Origin of the sequence: Bartonella sp. AC329YNZD (assembly GCF_042196685.1) — a bacterium.
Lineage (GTDB): Bacteria > Pseudomonadota > Alphaproteobacteria > Rhizobiales > Rhizobiaceae > Bartonella.
In genome coordinates, this window is sequence record NZ_JBHIQS010000001.1 from 174627 (window position 1) to 192933 (window position 18307).

General features: G+C 37.5%; 17 protein-coding genes. 8 read left to right on the forward strand and 9 right to left on the reverse strand.

From position 1 onward, the window contains the following. Nucleotides 1-38: 38 nt before the first annotated feature. Nucleotides 39-539, reverse strand: a complete 501-nt coding sequence (locus tag ACFIMW_RS00725) for a YbjN domain-containing protein (RefSeq protein WP_375607755.1) — start codon at nucleotides 537-539, stop codon at nucleotides 39-41. A 374-nt stretch (nucleotides 540-913) separates the two neighbouring features. Continuing rightward, on the reverse strand, nucleotides 914-1177 hold the full coding sequence (locus tag ACFIMW_RS00730) for an accessory factor UbiK family protein (RefSeq protein ID WP_375607756.1): 264 nt from the start codon (nucleotides 1175-1177) through the stop codon (nucleotides 914-916). A gap of 306 nt (nucleotides 1178-1483) precedes the next feature. On the opposite strand from ACFIMW_RS00730, the gene lgt reads away from it, so the two are divergent. From lgt to ACFIMW_RS00750, 4 genes are all read left to right on the forward strand, one after another. Next, complete coding sequence (gene lgt / locus ACFIMW_RS00735) at nucleotides 1484-2362, forward strand: prolipoprotein diacylglyceryl transferase (RefSeq protein ID WP_375606342.1); 879 nt, start codon at nucleotides 1484-1486, stop codon at nucleotides 2360-2362. Next, a complete protein-coding gene (locus tag ACFIMW_RS00740; RefSeq protein WP_375607757.1) occupies nucleotides 2337-3416 on the forward strand; it encodes a class I SAM-dependent methyltransferase in 1080 nt (359 codons plus the stop codon). Before lgt ends, ACFIMW_RS00740 begins: the two co-directional genes overlap by 26 nt. Nucleotides 3417-3518: 102 nt before the next feature. Further along, nucleotides 3519-4301, forward strand: coding sequence for a peptidoglycan editing factor PgeF (gene pgeF, locus ACFIMW_RS00745; protein ID WP_375607758.1), 783 nt, complete (start codon nucleotides 3519-3521; stop codon nucleotides 4299-4301). Nucleotides 4302-5363: 1062 nt separating this feature from the next. Then, nucleotides 5364-6296 carry a ribose-phosphate pyrophosphokinase gene (locus ACFIMW_RS00750; RefSeq protein WP_375607759.1) on the forward strand — a complete coding sequence of 311 codons (933 nt, stop codon included), beginning with the start codon at nucleotides 5364-5366 and terminating at the stop codon, nucleotides 6294-6296. On the opposite strand, the gene ACFIMW_RS00755 is transcribed toward ACFIMW_RS00750, so the two are convergent. Continuing rightward, nucleotides 6293-7792 (reverse strand): helicase HerA domain-containing protein, encoded by a 1500-nt coding sequence (locus ACFIMW_RS00755; RefSeq protein ID WP_375607760.1) that lies wholly within the window; start codon nucleotides 7790-7792, stop codon nucleotides 6293-6295. The genes ACFIMW_RS00750 and ACFIMW_RS00755 overlap by 4 nt on opposite strands. Nucleotides 7793-8079: 287 nt before the next feature. Between ACFIMW_RS00755 and ACFIMW_RS00760 the strand changes: the two genes are divergently transcribed. Together ACFIMW_RS00760 and pth are read left to right on the forward strand one after the other, a co-directional pair. Further along, nucleotides 8080-8709: a 50S ribosomal protein L25/general stress protein Ctc gene (locus tag ACFIMW_RS00760; RefSeq protein WP_375607761.1), complete on the forward strand. Its 630-nt coding sequence runs from the start codon at nucleotides 8080-8082 to the stop codon at nucleotides 8707-8709. Nucleotides 8710-8785: 76 nt separating this feature from the next. Further along, complete coding sequence (gene pth, locus ACFIMW_RS00765; protein ID WP_375607762.1) at nucleotides 8786-9361, forward strand: aminoacyl-tRNA hydrolase; 576 nt, start codon at nucleotides 8786-8788, stop codon at nucleotides 9359-9361. 414 nt (nucleotides 9362-9775) lie between these two features. Here pth and ACFIMW_RS00770 read toward each other — a convergent pair whose 3' ends face one another. Then, the gene (locus tag ACFIMW_RS00770; protein ID WP_375607763.1) at nucleotides 9776-10516 is read right to left on the reverse strand and encodes a L,D-transpeptidase; all 741 of its coding nucleotides are present in this window, start codon (nucleotides 10514-10516) and stop codon (nucleotides 9776-9778) included. A gap of 270 nt (nucleotides 10517-10786) precedes the next feature. On the opposite strand from ACFIMW_RS00770, the gene ychF reads away from it, so the two are divergent. Further along, on the forward strand, nucleotides 10787-11890 hold the full coding sequence (gene ychF, locus ACFIMW_RS00775) for a redox-regulated ATPase YchF (RefSeq protein WP_375607764.1): 1104 nt from the start codon (nucleotides 10787-10789) through the stop codon (nucleotides 11888-11890). Between the two features lie 155 nt (nucleotides 11891-12045). On the opposite strand, the gene ACFIMW_RS00780 is transcribed toward ychF, so the two are convergent. The 4 genes from ACFIMW_RS00780 to petA all read right to left on the reverse strand — a co-directional run bounded on the left by ACFIMW_RS00780 (nucleotide 12046) and on the right by petA (nucleotide 15289). Then, nucleotides 12046-12486, reverse strand: a complete 441-nt coding sequence (locus tag ACFIMW_RS00780; RefSeq protein ID WP_375606351.1) for a PRC-barrel domain-containing protein — start codon at nucleotides 12484-12486, stop codon at nucleotides 12046-12048. A gap of 103 nt (nucleotides 12487-12589) precedes the next feature. Continuing rightward, nucleotides 12590-13486 (reverse strand): cytochrome c1, encoded by an 897-nt coding sequence (locus tag ACFIMW_RS00785; protein ID WP_375607766.1) that lies wholly within the window; start codon nucleotides 13484-13486, stop codon nucleotides 12590-12592. Further along, nucleotides 13480-14736 (reverse strand): cytochrome bc complex cytochrome b subunit, encoded by a 1257-nt coding sequence (locus ACFIMW_RS00790; protein WP_375607767.1) that lies wholly within the window; start codon nucleotides 14734-14736, stop codon nucleotides 13480-13482. Before ACFIMW_RS00790 ends, ACFIMW_RS00785 begins: the two co-directional genes overlap by 7 nt. Nucleotides 14737-14740: 4 nt before the next feature. Continuing rightward, on the reverse strand, nucleotides 14741-15289 hold the full coding sequence (petA, locus tag ACFIMW_RS00795) for a ubiquinol-cytochrome c reductase iron-sulfur subunit (protein WP_375606354.1): 549 nt from the start codon (nucleotides 15287-15289) through the stop codon (nucleotides 14741-14743). Nucleotides 15290-16029: 740 nt separating this feature from the next. On the opposite strand from petA, the gene ACFIMW_RS00800 reads away from it, so the two are divergent. After that, nucleotides 16030-16506, forward strand: a complete 477-nt coding sequence (locus ACFIMW_RS00800) for a tRNA (cytidine(34)-2'-O)-methyltransferase (protein WP_375606355.1) — start codon at nucleotides 16030-16032, stop codon at nucleotides 16504-16506. Between the two features lie 485 nt (nucleotides 16507-16991). Here ACFIMW_RS00800 and ACFIMW_RS00805 read toward each other — a convergent pair whose 3' ends face one another. Beyond that, nucleotides 16992-18245, reverse strand: coding sequence for a CCA tRNA nucleotidyltransferase (locus ACFIMW_RS00805; RefSeq protein ID WP_375607768.1), 1254 nt, complete (start codon nucleotides 18243-18245; stop codon nucleotides 16992-16994). Between the last annotated feature and the right edge of the window lie 62 nt (nucleotides 18246-18307).

Sequence of the window (18307 nt, forward strand, 5' to 3'; positions counted from 1 at the left end):
TCAGTAAACAGTCTGTAAAAAATAACAAACTTGATGTTTTAGGCATTCCCTACAGTTTCAAACAAAGTGTATTGCAATGCCTTGTAAGCGCTTTCTCCCGATAAAGCCACCATCTGAAATGCAACATAATGGCTTTCACAGGCTTTAAGTGCATGTATCAATAATGTTTCAACTTGTATATGGGATGGATGCGCCCCACCAGCCAAAAGAAGACCTTGCCGATAAATAACCGAGTTATTTCTTTGCCAATAATCAAAATGTCCCAACAACAATTTTTCATTAATTGCTAGCAATAAGCGCTGTATTTCGGCTGTTCGGGCATGTTCAATAGAAAGATCAAATGAACAAGCCAAATGAAGTGCCTCATGCTCTTCTATCCATGAAAAAGCAAGACGATAATTGGCCCGTTTTCCTTCCACACAAACGCTAATTTCATCTTGCGCATCTCGCTCAAACGACCAATCATATTCACAAGCAATCTGTTCAATAAAATCAACAGGATGCTCTTTTCTTTCTGTGGCGCAAAATGCAAGCCTCATCACAATCCTCAATCATCTTAAAACATTGTCAACAGAATATAAACCGCTTAAATTGTAACAATATTTGCTACAATCAAACCTCTTACACCAAACAAATACACATTAAAAACATCAACAAAACACAAACACCTAGAACACAATCGCGCTCTTTAGGGAAACCTGATAATCATGAAACGAATCATCAAGTTTTTTCAGTGTATTGATACAATTTGATAGCGCCAGCCCCCCTGATTCAAAAAAATGTATTTTTACCCAAAAAAAATCAAAAATAAATAAACGCTTCTCTCTAATAGACTCAAGATTAAGCATTTTTTAGTTTCATGCATCACATTGAAAAATTGGGGATATTTTTAAAAAATTCTTTTTTAGAAAAACTATTTTACTTTTTTTGTGTCTGCATTTTTTTCTAAATCATCAAGGCGCCTTTTCAAATCAGCATTATCAGCATGGATTTTTAGCACCAGCTCCTTAAAAGTCTCAAATTCTTCGCGTGAAACAAGATCAAGTTTGTTTGCTATCTTTTCAGCCTGCACACGAAAAGCTGTTCCAGCTTCACGCCGTATACCTTGCGCAACGTCAGCAGCATCTGTTGCTAATTTCGCTAATTCATCAAGAATACGATTTGATCCATTACGCATAACCTTTTTCCTTAAATTTTAATTATTGACACACGCATTATAGCATATTCTCATAACATTTAGATACTGTAATTTGTTCCTTTTACTCTATATTTTACATACTGTGCAGATTTTTCATAATGATTTTGTTTCAGATTTTTTAATATTCCTTTTATCACCATATTTTTTTACCGTGATAAATCAGTGGAAATCTCCCCCCCTTTCTGACTAGCCTCCCTACTGACTTGACCATTGTGTATTCATCTGTCATTTCTGACCATCAGAGTCACTTCATATTCATCTCGTATAATGTAAGATGCTTAACTCATGAACAATTTGTCTTGTCCAGCCATTGCTTTTCCGTCTTTTCTTGATCCTGTCATTATCCATCTAGGTCCCATAGCACTTCATTGGTATGGACTTGGTTACGTACTGGGTATTCTTTTTGCTTGGTGGTATGCGCAAAAATTATTAAAAAAAACATCTCTATGGTATAGAAACTATCCTCCTATGGATAAAGAAAAGATCGGAGATTTTGTTGTATGGTCTGCCATAAGTGTTGTTGTCGGAGGGCGTTTAGGACAAGTTCTTGTATGGGATCCCATTTACTATTTTAACCATCCAAGTGCTATTATTGCCGTATGGGATGGGGGAATGTCCTTTCATGGCGGACTTATTGGTATTATCATTGCTATGATCTGGTTTGCCCGTAAAAATCATATTAACATACGAGCCATGTTTGATATCATTGCGGCAGGTGCTCCTATTGGTATCGGCGTTGTACGAATCTGCAACTTTATCAACCAAGAATTATGGGGCAATATTACTACACGTCCTTGGGCTGTTTGTTTTCCTCTCGATCCTTACTATTTACCGCGCCATCCAAGCCAGCTTTACGAAGCATTTATGGAAGGATTTCTTCTCTTCATCATCCTGTGTCTTCTTATTTTTGGGTTCAAAGCATTAAAACGTCCCGGTACTGTATCAGGAACATTTATTATAGGCTACGCAGTAACACGCAGCATTTCTGAAGTTTACCGTGCGCCTCAAGAAGATCCAGAATGGTTTTCGACTCTTTTCCATTCTACTGGTTTTACCTATGGCATGGCTTTATCTCTTCCCATGCTTCTTGTAGGGTTTTATCTTCTTCTCCACGCCTTTAAATATAAACCGACAGAAAATGGCCAATCTCAAAGAAAAAATTAAAGAAATTATTGTCCTTAATGGACCAATCACTGTTAGCCAATATATGACGTTGGCACTTACAGATCCTCAATTTGGTTATTATCAAACACAAACACCTTTCGGACGTGCTGGTGATTTCATTACAGCACCTGAAATAAGCCAATTATTTGGAGAAATGATTGGCATTTGGACTCTTGCGAGCTGGAAAGCTCAAGGGTGTCCTCACCCTTTTATTCTCGCTGAAATAGGTCCAGGACGAGGAACTTTGATGGATGACATTTTGCGAACCATCCAAAAGCTCTCTCAAACGGCATTTAATTCTGCTGAAATTTTTCTGATCGAAATAAGCCAAAAACTCGCAAAAGAACAAAAAAAGCGCCTTTGCTCTTATCAAAAACAAATCCATAGCATTGAAAATTTTAATCAAATTCCTTCAAAACCTCTCTTCCTCATTGCTAATGAATTTCTCGATACACTCCCTATCAACCAATATATTAAAGTCAATGGAAAATGGAAAGAGCGCCGCATTACAGTCAATCAAAATGGAGATTTTATCTTTATTGCTGCCCCGCATAAACTTCCCTCTTCTTGTCTACAAATCTATTGTTCTAAAGTGCCTGACGGAACAATTTTTGAACATGCCCCCTTACGGCATCAATTCATGCAACAAATCAGCCACCATTTAGTGCAAGTGACAGGTTCTGCTTTACTTATCGACTATGGTGCTTGTGAGCTTGCCTTTGGCGATACCTTGCAAGCACTCTCAAAACATAGATTTCGTGATGTTTTTGATGCCCCTGGTGAACATGATTTAACATCCCATGTTGATTTTTCTTTTTTAAAAAACATAGCTCTTGAACAGGGCTGTTTTGCTGAAATCTTAGAGCAAGGAGAGTTTCTTTTTAAAATGGGGCTACTGGAGCGCGCAAAACAGCTTGGAGTTGGCAAAAGTGCTCCTTTACAAGACAAAATCCGCCAAGACATTGAACGGCTCGCTGGTCCAGATCAGATGGGAAAATTATTTAAAGTTTTACATTTCAGTGATAAAAATATCTCCATACCTCCCCAATTTTGATGATCGGCAATTTTGTCAATAAACACATCATTATCTGAAATATTCATTGACAAATATGAACATCTCCATCCTCACTTTAAATAATCTCCATAAGGAACTTTTATGAAATCTATCCCTCATCCCATTCTTGCAAAAAATCTTTCTACTTTACACACCCATGGAATAAAACATGGATTTTTTACACGTCAAGGTGGTTTTTCAAAAAATCTTTATCATAGTCTTAATGTTGGGAAAGGTTCAAATGATCAACCTGAACATATCGTACAGAATCGTCTTTTGATCGCCAATTATTTTTCTATTGAGGCGCAAAATTTAGTTACGGTCAATCAAATACACTCCTGTAACGTTGTTGTAGCTCATCAAGCAATTATCGGTAAACCTCCTAAAGCTGATGCTCTTGTTACGACCACACCAGGACTCGTTATTGGGGTTCTTACAGCAGATTGTGGACCCATTCTGTTTGCTGATCCACAAGCTGGAGTCATCGCTGCAACTCATGCTGGCTGGCGTGGAAGCTTAAATGGAATTATCGAGAAAACAATTGCTGTTATGGAAAAACAAGGAGCCAAAAGACAATCAATAACAGCAGTCCTTGGACCTTGTATTGGCCCTTATCACTATGAAGTAACAAACGAATTTTACGACCAATTTATTGATTACCACAGCAAATACCAAAAATATTTTTTAAAAACAGAGAAAATAAATCGCTTTTATTTTAATCTATGGGCATTTATTATAAACCAACTCAAAGAAGCAGGTGTTAATGCTTCTTGTGTAAAGCTTTGTACCTATCAAGATGAACAGCGTTTTTTCTCCTATCGCCGTGCAATACACCGCAACGAACCCGATTACGGACGGCAAATTTCTGCTATTATGCTAAAATAAGTATTTTTGTCTCAAAAAAAGATCAAACCTGCAAACAAAATAACGCCAATAAAAAATAAATAAGCTCTTTTGTACTATGTTTTTTTCATAAAAATTCTTATTGGCTCCACAAGGTATAAAAACTGTAGTGATGAGAAATAAAAACTACAAGACTTTGATTGATAATAATAATTTACTATTTTGTATGTTGAATGAGAGACCCGAATATCGTAAGATTCTTTCATTTCAAACCTGCTTATCTTGAATCAATCAAAACTATTCGCTTGCACGTTACAAGCGGGATTAGCGTGTGGATAAAATTTATATAAGAAAGGACTAAAATGGCTCTTATGAACCGTCTTAATGCAAGATCTGTCGCAATATTGGGAGCAGGAAAATATAATGATGGTGCCGGCTTGTTACTCCATAAGCGCACACTTCTTTTCAATGTTTGCTTATAATGTCCTTTAACAAGGAATTATTTAAACATAAAATATCATTGGAGCTGTTTTCTATATCAATTCATTATAGAAAAAACTAAATTGGATGATTAAAAATATCTTCACTGCCTTCACGATATCTACAAATAACAACACATCGTTTTAGAAAACACCTAAAGATACCAACAGAAATAAAAAACATGACACGCATCATGATAGGCAAGAGTATATTTAAAACGAATAATATATAGAGATGAAAAATATTTTTAAATTATGCAATAAAATGCATCGTGCTATGAATTATCTCATTTTTAAAATAAAAGAGTATATGCATTTAAATGAGATTTTGTAACAAAACTCTGTAAGCAATCTCATTAGCCAATAATCAAAACAGATAAATGAATAAGTTTTTCTCTATCACAGATACCCACCGTGCAAATAAATCACATCCTTTGTTTTTCTTACGACTTCAAGAATAAACTCTACAAAAAACAAAAATTTTTGAAAAAAGAAAACACATCGTATAGATCTTTAACAATAATCAATAAAATTGTAATGGTTTTGTAATTGTTTTCTTGCAATTTAATAAAAAGAAATTAAAAACCGTTTCGCATTCTCACCATAATTATTCAGAGGTTCTACTATGAAACTTTTCTGCGGAAATTCTAATCCACGCCTAGCTGAAGATGTTACAAATTATTTGAACATTCCCTTAGGCAAGGCAACTGTAAAGCGTTTTGCTGATCAAGAAATTTTCGTAGAATTACACGAAAATGTACGTGGACAAGATGTTTTTGTTTTGCAATCCACATCCTATCCCGCAAATGATCATTTGATGGAATTGCTCATCATGATTGATGCCCTTCGTCGTTCTTCTGCGCGTCGTATTACAGCGGTAATACCCTATTTTGGCTACGCCCGCCAAGATCGAAAACCTGGACCACGGACCCCCATTTCAGCAAAACTTGTTGCCAATCTCATTACTGAAGCAGGCGCTCATCGCGTTTTAACATTGGATCTTCATGCAGGACAAATTCAAGGTTTTTTTGATATCCCTACAGATAATCTCTATGCTGTTCCTGTCATTTCTCGCGATGTCAAAGTGAATTATTCTCTTGAAAATGTTATTGTTGTTTCACCTGATGTGGGTGGTGTAGTCCGTGCTCGCTCGCTTGCCAAGCGCTTGAACAGTTTGCTCGCTATTGTAGATAAACGTCGCGAACGCCCCGGTGAATCAGAGGTGATGAATATTATTGGAGATGTATCGGGAAAAGATTGTCTTTTACTTGATGATATTGTTGATTCAGGTGGAACTTTATGCAATGCTGCAAGTGCTTTGCTTAAACATGGTGCCAATAGTGTCACAGCTTATATCACGCACGGCGTTCTTTCTGGTAATGCAATCGAACGAATTACCAATTCAGAAATGAAGGAACTGGTTATTACAGATTCAATCATGCCAACACAAGTTATTGAGGAAGCACATAATATTCGTGTTTTACCCATTGCCGATCTCATTGGAGAAGCAATAGCAAGGACAGCAGCAGAACAATCCGTTTCAAGTTTATTTGGTTAAAGTGGTTCCTTGGGATCTCCTGGCGCTGTTTCAACACCAAGATCAGGAAATGCAACAATGCGTTGGCCACTAAAATGCGTATGAATAACAATGAGACCGCGTTCTTCAAAGTAGGTTAAAAGCCGACGGACGCGGTTTAAAGAATGAGTCCCATAAAGACGTGCTAAAAATGCATCGGATGGACAAGGCTTTCCGCCCAATGCGGCCTGTGCCACATTCAAGAAGACTCCTTGAACCTCATCTTCTAAACTTTCTGATATCTGCAAAATATGTTTCCAACGTTCACTGACAGCCGTTTGTTCATCAACAAAAGCTTGTGCAATAGCCAATTTACGCCGAAATTGCGAAAGATTAAAAGGAACCTTTGACATACCATGGATACGGCAACGAACCGAAAAATCTTGATAAAGCACCGCTGTTGAGCGATAAAAAGATTCAGAATCCTCAAGAATTTCCTGAATGACATGTTCTGCTTGACTATTACGCTCAACATCAGAAAGTTCAGGAAATAAACTCAGATTTTCTTCCAACACCTCTTGTTTTTTATGTACCACCTCCTCTAACATCTCGTGCATTGATTTTTCCCTCATCGGCTCTCGTGTTAGTTTAAATGGCGTTAAAATTTCCTCTGGTGGAGCAGTAAAAACGAGCTCTTGCACATCATCCCGCTCTGTTGGAAGTGGCATTAATTTAGGACTAGAAGAGCGTGCTAAAGTTTCAACAGAACCGATAATGATTGGTAAGGGACGTCGTGATAAAGCGGGACCTAAAGCGATAAAATTTCCCCGCTCAAGATCTCTAAACATTTCTGCTTGGCGACGCTCCATTCCCAAAAGATCAGCAGCGCGCACCATATCAATATCTAAAAAAGTCCGCCCTATTAAAAAGTTTGAAGCTTCAGCAGCAACATTTTTGGCCAGCTTAGCCAAACGTTGTGTCGCAATAACGCCAGCAAGACCACGTTTGCGCCCCCGACACATAAGATTAGTCATAGCACTCAGTGAAATTTTACGTGCTTCATCAGAAACTTCTCCTGCAGCAGTTGGAGCAAACAATTGTGCTTCATCAACAACGACAAGCATAGGATACCAATAATCACGTTCCACATCAAACAGTGCCCCAAGGAAAGCACCCACAGCACGCATCTGTTGTTCAGTATCCAAACCTTCAAGATTAAATACTACAGAAACCCGATGTTGTCGAATGCGATGCGCAATACGCGTCAATTCTAATTCGCTCCGTTGAGCCTCTACAATAACATGACCAAATTTGTCTGCCAAAGTTACAAAATCACCTTCTGGATCAATCACACAATGCTGGACCCACTGAGCACTTTGCTCTAGAAGACGGCGTAAAAGATGTGATTTACCTGAACCAGAATTACCTTGAACAAGAAGACGTGTTGCCAATAACTCTTCCAAATCAAGAAGTGCTGGCATCGATTTATGCAAAGCACGACTCTCTGATATCTCACCCAAGGCAATCTCAACCTTCATAACATCTCCAGTGTTTGATTTTGAACATATCAGCGCATATTGGTTGATTCTCCATCCCGTACCATAATGTGTAACATTTCCTCTTTTTTAACGATAGAAATCATCGATTTTTCCCACAACTCTTGCATCTATGAATAGTTTGAATTATAGAACAGACTTCTGCGTAGACACCCTTGGAGGCAACGCAGAATGGAGCAATCGCTGCTTATCAGCGCATATCTTCATATCCATGCAAAAACTGTTATTGTTTTTGAAGGATCTCCAATCATGTAAAAAGGACTTAAATTATGAGCAAAAGCTACACTCTTAAGGCCGAAAAACGCGAGCGGGTTGGTAAGGGGTCCTCCCGTGAACTTCGCCGAAACGGTCTTATTCCTGCTGTCATTTATGGTGAAAAACAACCTCCTTTGGCAATAACAGTTCCCTATAAAGAAATTTTCTATAAAATTCACGCTGGTGGCTTTCGTACCACCATTGCAACGATTATTCTTGACAAGCAAAAAATTATGGTTTTGCCAAAAGATTATCAATTAGATCCCGTGCGTGACTTTCCCCTCCATGTAGATTTCTTACGCATTTCAGCAAAATCCGTTGTAGAAGTGAATATTCCTGTCCACTTCCTCAATGAAGATACGGCACCTGGACTTAAAAAGGGTGGTGTCCTCAATATTGTTCGGCACGAAATTGAATGTACAGCTCCAGCAAGTGCTATTCCTGAAGCTATTGAAATTGATCTCTCCAGCTACTCTATCGGTGATTCTATTCACATTTCAGCAGTGCAACTGCCCAAAGGTGTGACTCCCATCATCCAAGATCGAGATTTTACCATTGCAACCATTGCAGCTCCTGCTGGCATGGATGTCAGCGATGAAACCTCTGAACAAGAAAATGATGATGAAGACAAGCAAACTTCATAAAACTCAACAGGCGGAAATTTTTTCCGCCTTAATTTATGAGACATTACCCTTACTCATACTTTGACTGAAGATACACATGTGGCTTATTGCTGGTCTTGGCAATCCTGGTTTACAATATCAAAATAACCGCCATAATATCGGTTTTATGGCTGTTGATGCCATTTACCAATCTTTTTCTTTTTCTCCATGGTCGAAAAAGTTTCAAGCAGAAATCTCCAATGGTTTCATAGATAATGAGAAAATTTTTCTTATAAAACCGCAAACTTTTATGAATTACTCTGGTCAAGCTATCGGTGAAGCTTTGCGATTTTATAAATTAGATTTGAAGAATTTGATCATCATTTATGATGAGTTAGACCTGCCTCCGGGAAGAGTCCGTGTAAAAATTGGTGGAGGAAATAATGGACATAATGGTATTAAATCTATTGATACCCATTGTGGTACTAATTATTGCCGTATACGCATAGGAATTGGTCATCCTGGAAGCAAAGAACTTGTTCATCAGCATGTCCTAGGAAATTTTACCAAATCTGATCAAGAATGGCTTCCCCCTCTCTTAGAGGCAATCGCAAAAAATATCGCTCTCCTTATAAAAGATGACAAATCCCTCTTTATGAATGAAGTTTCACAAACAATAAAAAATAAGAACTGACCCTAACAGCTTATTTCTCTCATCAATAAAAAACAACTTTTCTCTATAAAATCTATACATATAACTTATTGATTTATAAAAATTAATTGTTTTATATTCTTGAATAGAAATGCCAAATATCACAAGATTTATTTTAAATCTATTAATAATGAAACCATAAAAACCATTGGCTTACACCTCACAAGTTGGAGGATATATGGATAAAAACTTTTGAAAAAAGAAAGAAAAATGCCTCTTATAAATTTCGTCAAAGGCAAAACCTGTTGGGAAAATATGAAAGCTAGCAAATAGAACAATGATATTTGTACATATCTTTTGAAACAGAGAAGAGATCTATACTCTTTTTTTGGAAAAAGAGAAGATTGAACAGCAAACCAAAATACTCAATGGTCCTCTCCAATCTTCTCCCTAAAATTAAAAATCATCCGGCTGAATGGTTGATTGTAGTGGATCGTAGCCATTTAATTGTTGACTGTAAACTGTAGGGTTACTCCTATTGTTTTGCAACACCACAACACGCGAACCAACGGGAACACGATTATAAAGATCAATAATATCTTGATTGAGCAAACGGATACACCCACTTGAAATAGCACGCCCAATTGACCAAGATTCATGTGAGCCATGAATACGGAAAAGTGTATCTTTTCCATTTTTGAAAAGATAGAGTGCCCGTGCGCCCAATGGATTATCAGGACCTGGAGGCATTCCTTTCCCTAAATGACCATAACGTTCTGGCTCTCGAGCCATCATTGCTGCAGTAGGAGCCCAATTAGGCCACCGACGCTTGCGCTGTACAACCCCTTCACCTTCAAATGCTAAGCCTTCTTTACCGACTCCAATCCCATAACGTAAAGCCTTCCCATTTTCACCAATAAGGTAAAGAAAACATTCTTCCGTATCTATAACCAATGTTCCAGGGGGATAAGATGTATAATAAAGCACTTCTTGTCGCCAAAACTTTGGATCAATTGTCGCAAGATCAACAGCAGGTAACAAATAAGCCTCATTCGTTACAGGACCGTACAAAGCCTGTATTTCTGGTGGAATGTATCGAATTTGTTGAACAGGAATCGACGATATATCTGACGGATGTGTAGCACACCCAGCCAAAGCTAAAAGTGCTAAAATTAAAAAGGTACAACGAGATAACACTCTTCTATTTTCTCCGATTAATTATTTATGCAGATTTGCATACCATGAAAAACTTAGCACAATATTAACATTAATTCGAAGTTTTCTTATCCTTGTAACTAAGGAGAGCATTAAGATAAGAAGAATTTTAAAAGATAAAAAAGTAGATTATCTGTTATTGTAGACTTTTTTCTCATTTATTGCAATACAAAGACTATAACTCTTCTGAAAATATGCTATAAAAAGGAAGCTTTATCTTGACCATAAAATCAATAGAAAAGAAAGACTCTCATGGGCTTTAAATGCGGTATTGTCGGATTACCTAATGTCGGGAAATCAACTCTTTTTAATGCATTAACAAAAACAGCCACTGCACAGGCTGCCAATTATCCTTTTTGTACCATTGAACCCAATACCGGTGAAGTTGCTGTTCCAGATTTACGAATGGAAAAAATTGCATCAATTGCTGGTTCAAAAGAAACGATTCCTACACGCATTAACTTCGTTGATATTGCGGGGTTGGTACGAGGAGCCTCAAAAGGCGAAGGTTTAGGGAATAAATTTTTAGCCAATATTCGTGAAGTCGATGCCATTGTCCACGTTTTACGCTGTTTTCAAAACGAAGATATTACCCACGTAGAAGGACGTATTGATCCTGTTAGTGATGCAACAACGGTTGAAACCGAACTCATGCTTGCAGATCTTGAAAGTCTTGAGAGACGAATCGTACAAATCCGTAAACGGGCAATTGGAAAAGACAAAGAAGCCCTTACAATTCTACCCATTATGGAAAAAGCATTAAACATACTGCAACAGGGAAACCCTATCCGCTTATTACTCAAAGATATCTCTTCTGATGAACAGAACATTCTTAAAAGTTTAAATCTTTTAACCTCCAAACCTGTACTTTATGTTTGCAACGTAAGCGAAAATGACGCCGCTCATGGCAATAGTTTTACCCAAACAGTTGAAAAAATGGCAACAGAGCAAAATGCGCAAAGTATTATCATTTCGGCTTCTATCGAAGCGGAAATCACGCAACTGAGTGATGCTGAAGCCTCAGAATATCTCAATGCTCTAGGACTCTTTGAACCAAGTTTAAATCGCCTTATTCGCGCTGGTTATCATTTACTTGATCTCATTACTTACTTCACCTGTGGGCCTAAGGAAACGCGAGCATGGACAATTGCGCGTGGTACCAAAGCTCCCCAAGCAGCTGGCGTTATTCACTCAGATTTTGAGCGCGGCTTCATTCGTGCACAAACCATCAGCTACAATGACTATATTGCTCTGGGTGGAGAAAGCGGTGCAAAAGAAGCAGGAAAAGCCCGCGATGAAGGAAAAGAATACATTGTGCAAGATGGCGATATCATGTTATTTAAACATAATACTTAAATCTTCACTCTATCTTAATAGTTTATTTTGAAAATTTTGTATTAAGTTCATGAGAGCTTACCGCAAAAGTTCCTAAAGGTCTCCTGAACAAAAAACAGGTGCTACCATTATTGTGACAGCAACTGTTTTATCCATTCAAGAATGGAAATATAAAATTAGCGCGTCCAACGCCCTTCGTATTTAAATGTTGGAGCGTCCTTTAAAGAATCTTTTGTCGCATTTGTAATAAGTTTCCACTTACCATAATCATTTGTCATCTGGATTGTTTCTGGAGAAACGACCACATAACTCTCCCCTATACCAAGGAAACCACCAACTGCAACAACAAATCCCGCAATATTATTTTCACGTAAAATAATATCTTTTACTTCACCAATATTTTCATCTTCTATATTATATACCTTAGCACCTATAAGGCTAGAAGCAACAAAATCCGTTGCTAAAGGTGTTACATAACGCACAGAATTATTTATCCCTACCTGTACAATACCTGTCGAAGAAATCATTTCAGGTTTAGAAGGTCCTTCAAAAGACTGCGCATAAGTACTAGAAATCATCAAAATTGACATAAGAGTAGTACATGAAATTTTTTTCATTTTAACATCTCCGTTTTTACTTTGCTTTTACTTTATAAAACCTCAATGCATTATAAACAGATTTGTTCCTTATGCTTTTTATACTCTTTCAAAACCAATCGCCTTATCCTTTTTTCTTTATTTCGTCTTTTGTTTCTTTCTCAAACTCTTCTTCTAAACTACGCCAAATACGACCTTTTAAAATATAAACAAGCCCTGCAAAAATGATTAAAAATAAAATAACACGAAAACCGGTTTTTTTACGAATTTCCATATGAGGATCAGCAGACCACATCAAAAAAGCAGAAACATCACGAGCGTAATGTTCAACGGTTTCTGGGGTTCCATCTTCATAAGCAACTACACCATCACTCAAAGGAGGTGCCATAGTTAAAAAATTACTGGCAATAAAATAAGGATTATACCAATAACCATCAGCAACTTTTACCTTCTTCGGCGCTTCCTGATATCCTGTTAAAAGAGCTGTAATATAATCTGGACCAGCCGTATCATAATGAGTCAAAACATCCGTAATTAAAGCAGGAAAAGGCAAAGATACACCACGTGCACGTGCCATCAATGACAAATCTGGAGGATAAGCACCATTCAAAACCTGTCTTGCTTCTTCTTCATACGCAAAGGGAGAAGGAAAATAATCCGTTGCAACCCCAGCACGTTTAAAAAATTTTCCTTCTCGATTAGGACCATCACGCACTTCATACTGCCCCGCCAAAACTTTAATCTGTTCTTGATCATACCCAAGAGCTCTTAAATTGCGAAAAGCCACATATTTTAGCCCATGGCAGCTGGAACAAACTTGTTTATAAACCTTTAATCCGCGCCTCAATTGCGCCTTATCGTATAACCCAAATGGACCTGAAAAACTCCATTCTTGTTTTTTAGGAACCTGTAAAGGAAAAGAAATAAATCCCTCTTCCTGATCAGAGGCACCACCAGCTAAACCCTGAGCAGAAAAACTCATAGCAACAATAACAACCAGCCCGACAAAAACATTTACCATAGTCTCTTTTTTTTCTGTTTTAAATCTTGCATAATTGAAGAAGGAAGAGAATAATTTTTTTCAAACGCTGGCAAAATCGGCAAAATAACCAAAAAAAATATAAAATAATAAACCGTAGCCAATTGTGTCCATAAAAGAATTTTGTCACTTATTTCTCTTGCCCCCAACCAACCAAGAAAAACGACATCAATAACCAACGCCCAAAAGAAAATTTTATAAACAGGTCGATATCTTGCTGAACATATTTTAGAGCGGTCTAACCATGGCACAAAAATTAAAATGCAAATCGAACTGACGAATAAAACAAAGCCAACAAAGTTTGAAGAGAAAATACCAATATCAAAAGTTATAGCACGAAGCATCGCATAAAAAGGCAAAAAATACCATTCTGGAACCACACGAAGAGGTGCCTTTAAAGGATCTGCCACACTATAATTTTCAACCTGCCCCATATAATCGGGCATATAAAACAAAAACCAGGCAAAGAAGATGAGAAAAACAGTAATAGCAAAAATATCTTTGATCAGTGCATAAGGCGAAAATGGAACCGTTTCCTTATCTGACTGTATAGCAAGACCCGTTGGATTTCCTTGCCCAACACAATGAATTGCCCAAATATGAAGCCCCACAAAAAGAAGCAAAACAAATGATAAAACATAATGGAAAACATAAAAACGATTCAACGTTGGTTGTCCTACGACATAACCACCAAGAAGTGTCTCATGCAACCAAGACCCCACTAAAGGAATCGTTTTGAAAAGCCCTGCAATCACTGAAGCAGCTGAAATAGACATCATCCCCCAAACAAGCACATAACCAAAAAACGCTATTGCCATCATGATGATATAAATAAAAATACCTGTAACCCATACCATTTCTCGCATATTTTTATAAGAACCATAATAAAGTCCACGTGCCAAATGGATATAAACAGCAATAAAAAAAAACGAAGAGCCTACACAATGCCATGGACGAAAAAGCCAACCAAACTGCCCTTCACGCCGAAATCGTTCACTAGTTTCAAAAGCCAAATGAATATCCGGAACATAATGCATAGCCAAGACAATACCTGTCAATAGCTGTGATAAAAGCATAATGGTTAAAATACCGCCAAATGTGTAAAAGTAATTAAGATTACGCGGAACAGGAAAAATCACAAATGCATTATAAAAAAAACGAGGAAGAGGAAAACGCTTATCAAACCAACGAGCAAGTGCATTTTTAGGACAATAAGGAGAAAACCTTGTCATAACCTTATCCTATTTTGAGCAAAGTATCAGAAAGAAATTGGTAAGGAGGAATAGCCAAATTATAGTTAGCTGGACCCGAACGCACTCTTCCAGCTGTATCATAAACAGACCCATGACAGGGACACAACCACCCTCCAAATTTACCCGATTGCCCAAGTGTTACACAGCCTAGATGCGTACAAAGATTAATAACAATAAGCCAATTTTCACGTCCTTTACCTGCTGAACGCGCAAAATCTGTTGCTTCCTTTTCACCTTCAAGATTAGGATTGCGCGCTTGACGATCTTTTAGAAGTCTCAATTCAGTAGCGCGCGCATCAGCAATTTCTTTTGCCGTACGATTTCGAATAACAACAGGCTGTCCTCGCCACTTTACCGTTATCGACATCCCCTCTTCAATACCAGAAAGATCAACCTCAACAGAGGAAGATGCCAAAACAGCTTCATCTGGACGCAACTGACGGATAAAAGGCCACATAACCGCTCCCATTCCAACTGCTCCTGCAACAGCTGTTACCAAAAACAGAAAATCCCGCCTCGTTTGCTCACCCATGGCCTTAACTTAAAGAGACACTTTGCTAAAACATCCTTTTTACCATACCCTCTCCCATTGTACAATGCTTGATCACTCAGTTACCTCAATCATAAAAACATCCCCGTAAAAACTCCTGCCATTTGTATGGTTTATACAAAAAACTGTTTTATAATGATAATTCATCATTTTACAGAGTGAATGAAATCCTGAAACACCGTAAGGTTTTTTCATTTCCAACCTATTCATATTAATTCAATCAAAATTACTCTCCCGCCCGTGAAAATCAGAGATAGCATGTAAATAAACACTTCTAAAGAAAGATAGTCTTATTATGACCATATCTCAGTAAACAAGTTGAGCTTATCGGTTATTTCTTTAACACATTTACAGCATCTCTCCCTCCCTCAATTCCAACTGGTTGTATGAGTATTTTTTTCGCTTCTGTTTTTGCATAAGCTTCTGTTTTTGCATAAAAAGCATATTTTGTTGATTTTAATTAAAATGGATGATCTAACCTCATTAAATATCCCACTTTTCAACATAATGAGCCAATCCATTCATGGATCGCTCAATAAAATGAAGTCCCGAATAGGGAGCTTCTCTCTTATCCCAAACAGATCTGTATACATAACTTTTTCCCTGAAATTTAAAGGGAATAAAAATTAACCGTAAAAAACATGTATTTCTCAAAGCATATTTTTCGAATAAATTGTGGTATTTCTTTACAAAGTCGAAAGAAAAATCATATTACAGAGAACATGACACTTCATATAGCTCTTTTCCAACCTGATATTGCTGGTAATACTGGAACGATTTTACGTCTTAGCGCTTGCTTTGGTTTACATGTGCACATTATTGAACCTGCAGGCTTTAATCTGTCGGATCGTAATCTCAAACGCGCAGGATTGGATTATCTCGAATATGCTTCCTTAGAACGACACATTGATTGGCAACATTTTATAAGCTCCATGAAACACTTTAACCGCCGCCTGTTGCTTTTAAGTACAAAAGCAAAAACATGCTATACGCAGATATGCTATCAAAGAAATGATGTTTTACTTTTTGGTCGGGAATCAGCTGGAGTTCCCGATTATGTTCATGAAACGGCCGATTACACACTGAAAATTCCCATGCAACCACAGGCACGCTCTCTCAATCTCGCCATGAGCGTGGCTATAACAACAGGAGAAGCATTGCGCCAAATTGGTTATTATGAAAGAAAATGTATTTTATAAAAATATAAATTATCACGAAAAACAATAATACAACATATAAAGAACAGTTAGAGCGTATAATGCCTATCATTTTTAAACAATTAAGTGCTTGTAAAATAAACATTTCTTAGTGCCCATCACATCCATTTCATATCACCTCATATCACCACCTATGAATGATTAAATACTCCTCATAGTAAAAATCCAGTGAACATCCCCCTCTTTATGGTCATACAAGGTGCAAACCGCTATCACTATTCTCTTTATTCGTTCTCATTTTCGAGAATCCTTATCTTTGAGATGGTTTATAAGAGACATTTTCCCCCTCTGTAATCATTTTTCCTCACTTGTGACATGTAAGGCAATAATTTTGATTGATGTAATATGAACAGGTTTGAAATAACCTTACAATATTGTGGACTCTTCTTTCACATGAATAATGATTATTATAAATTAATATGTTGACTTAAAAAATATAAAAAACAGTGGGTTTATAAACAGAAATATTATAAATCAATTTTTTCTAATAGTGCATGACGATCCATTAAAAATCCGCTTTCAATCCATATCATTTCTAGCTCTTTAAGCTTTTTTCCTAAAAGTATACCTTTCGTAAAACCTTTTTTTATTAAATCGTTACCATTAATAGGAAAAGTTGGAATTTGCCATTTTTTGGCAAGTTGATAAAGCTTAATATAACCCTCTGCTTTTTGCAAAGCATCACTTTTTTCCAGATGATCAAGATGTGATGCAGCGACAGACAACGATAATTGATCTAAAACTGGCTGTCGTCCATGAAAATAAATCAGTTTTTGCACAAAATGATCAGAACAGTTTTGGTTTATTATTTCTAACTCTGCCCATTCTTTTAATCGCGTTGTTTCCTTAAGAGAAAAACGCAAGCGCTGTGCCATTTCATGAAGACGCATGGGATCAGGAGGAAGAAGGCTTTCTAGCCGTAACAATGGATCAACTTTCCAACCAAGAGCCTGTTCTGTCTTCACCAATGCGTGAATTGCATCAATACCCCATCGTTCTGTTTCAGGGAAAATGAGTGCCAAAATTCTGCTTTGTCGCATCCATAAAAGAGCACGCGTTGGATCAAACGCCGCAAGAAGCTTTTTCATTTCTACCCAAATACGTTCAGAAGAAAGTTTTTTTAAACCGTGTTTTAAACGAACACATGCCTTCAATCCTTGCACATCAGGTCGCCCTGCTCCATACCACGCAAAAAAGCGAAAAAACCGTAAAATACGCAAATAATCTTCGCCAATACGATCTTCTGCAACCCCAATAAAACGAACTGTTCGGCTAGCAATATCACTCAAACCTCCCACATCATCATAAAGGTTGCCAGCAGCATCACAATAAAGCGCATTTATCGTAAAATCTCGCCGTTCAGCATCTTTTTTCCAATCACGACCAAATGCCACTTTTGCATGACGACCATCCGTTTCAATATCGCAGCGAAGCGTTGTAACCTCATAAGAACATGAATGAGCAACTACTGTTATTGTACCAAACGCAATCCCTGTAGGAATAGCTTTAAATCCTGCTGCTTCTACACGTGCGATAATCTGTTGCGGCAAGCAGGTTGTGGCAATATCAATATCACTAATAGGCTGCCCTAGCAGTTGATTGCGTACTGCTCCCCCTACAATACGCGCCTCTTCCCCCTCCACAGACAAAACACGAAGAAGTGTTTGGATATCACTTTGTTGTAACCACGCAACCTGTTTGAAGTTCTGTCTTATATTCACCCTTTAACCTTTCAAAAAAGTTGTCTTCATTGCTTTAAAAAACTCTCTTCATAAAACAATTT

Coding starts and splice junctions, on each gene's coding strand:
- pgeF (WP_375607758.1), top strand. CDS start 3,519: ATGAAATCTATCCCTCATCCCATTCTTGCAAAAAATCTTTCTACTTTA.
- ACFIMW_RS00785 (WP_375607766.1), bottom strand. CDS start 13,486: ATGGTAAATGTTTTTGTCGGGCTGGTTGTTATTGTTGCTATGAGTTTT.
- ACFIMW_RS00740 (WP_375607757.1), top strand. CDS start 2,337: ATGGCCAATCTCAAAGAAAAAATTAAAGAAATTATTGTCCTTAATGGA.
- pth (WP_375607762.1), top strand. CDS start 8,786: ATGTGGCTTATTGCTGGTCTTGGCAATCCTGGTTTACAATATCAAAAT.
- ACFIMW_RS00780 (WP_375606351.1), bottom strand. CDS start 12,486: ATGAAAAAAATTTCATGTACTACTCTTATGTCAATTTTGATGATTTCT.
- ACFIMW_RS00760 (WP_375607761.1), top strand. CDS start 8,080: ATGAGCAAAAGCTACACTCTTAAGGCCGAAAAACGCGAGCGGGTTGGT.
- ychF (WP_375607764.1), top strand. CDS start 10,787: ATGGGCTTTAAATGCGGTATTGTCGGATTACCTAATGTCGGGAAATCA.
- petA (WP_375606354.1), bottom strand. CDS start 15,289: ATGGGTGAGCAAACGAGGCGGGATTTTCTGTTTTTGGTAACAGCTGTT.
- ACFIMW_RS00730 (WP_375607756.1), bottom strand. CDS start 1,177: ATGCGTAATGGATCAAATCGTATTCTTGATGAATTAGCGAAATTAGCA.
- ACFIMW_RS00750 (WP_375607759.1), top strand. CDS start 5,364: ATGAAACTTTTCTGCGGAAATTCTAATCCACGCCTAGCTGAAGATGTT.
- lgt (WP_375606342.1), top strand. CDS start 1,484: ATGAACAATTTGTCTTGTCCAGCCATTGCTTTTCCGTCTTTTCTTGAT.
- ACFIMW_RS00725 (WP_375607755.1), bottom strand. CDS start 539: ATGAGGCTTGCATTTTGCGCCACAGAAAGAAAAGAGCATCCTGTTGAT.
- ACFIMW_RS00755 (WP_375607760.1), bottom strand. CDS start 7,792: ATGAAGGTTGAGATTGCCTTGGGTGAGATATCAGAGAGTCGTGCTTTG.
- ACFIMW_RS00790 (WP_375607767.1), bottom strand. CDS start 14,736: ATGACAAGGTTTTCTCCTTATTGTCCTAAAAATGCACTTGCTCGTTGG.
- ACFIMW_RS00800 (WP_375606355.1), top strand. CDS start 16,030: ATGACACTTCATATAGCTCTTTTCCAACCTGATATTGCTGGTAATACT.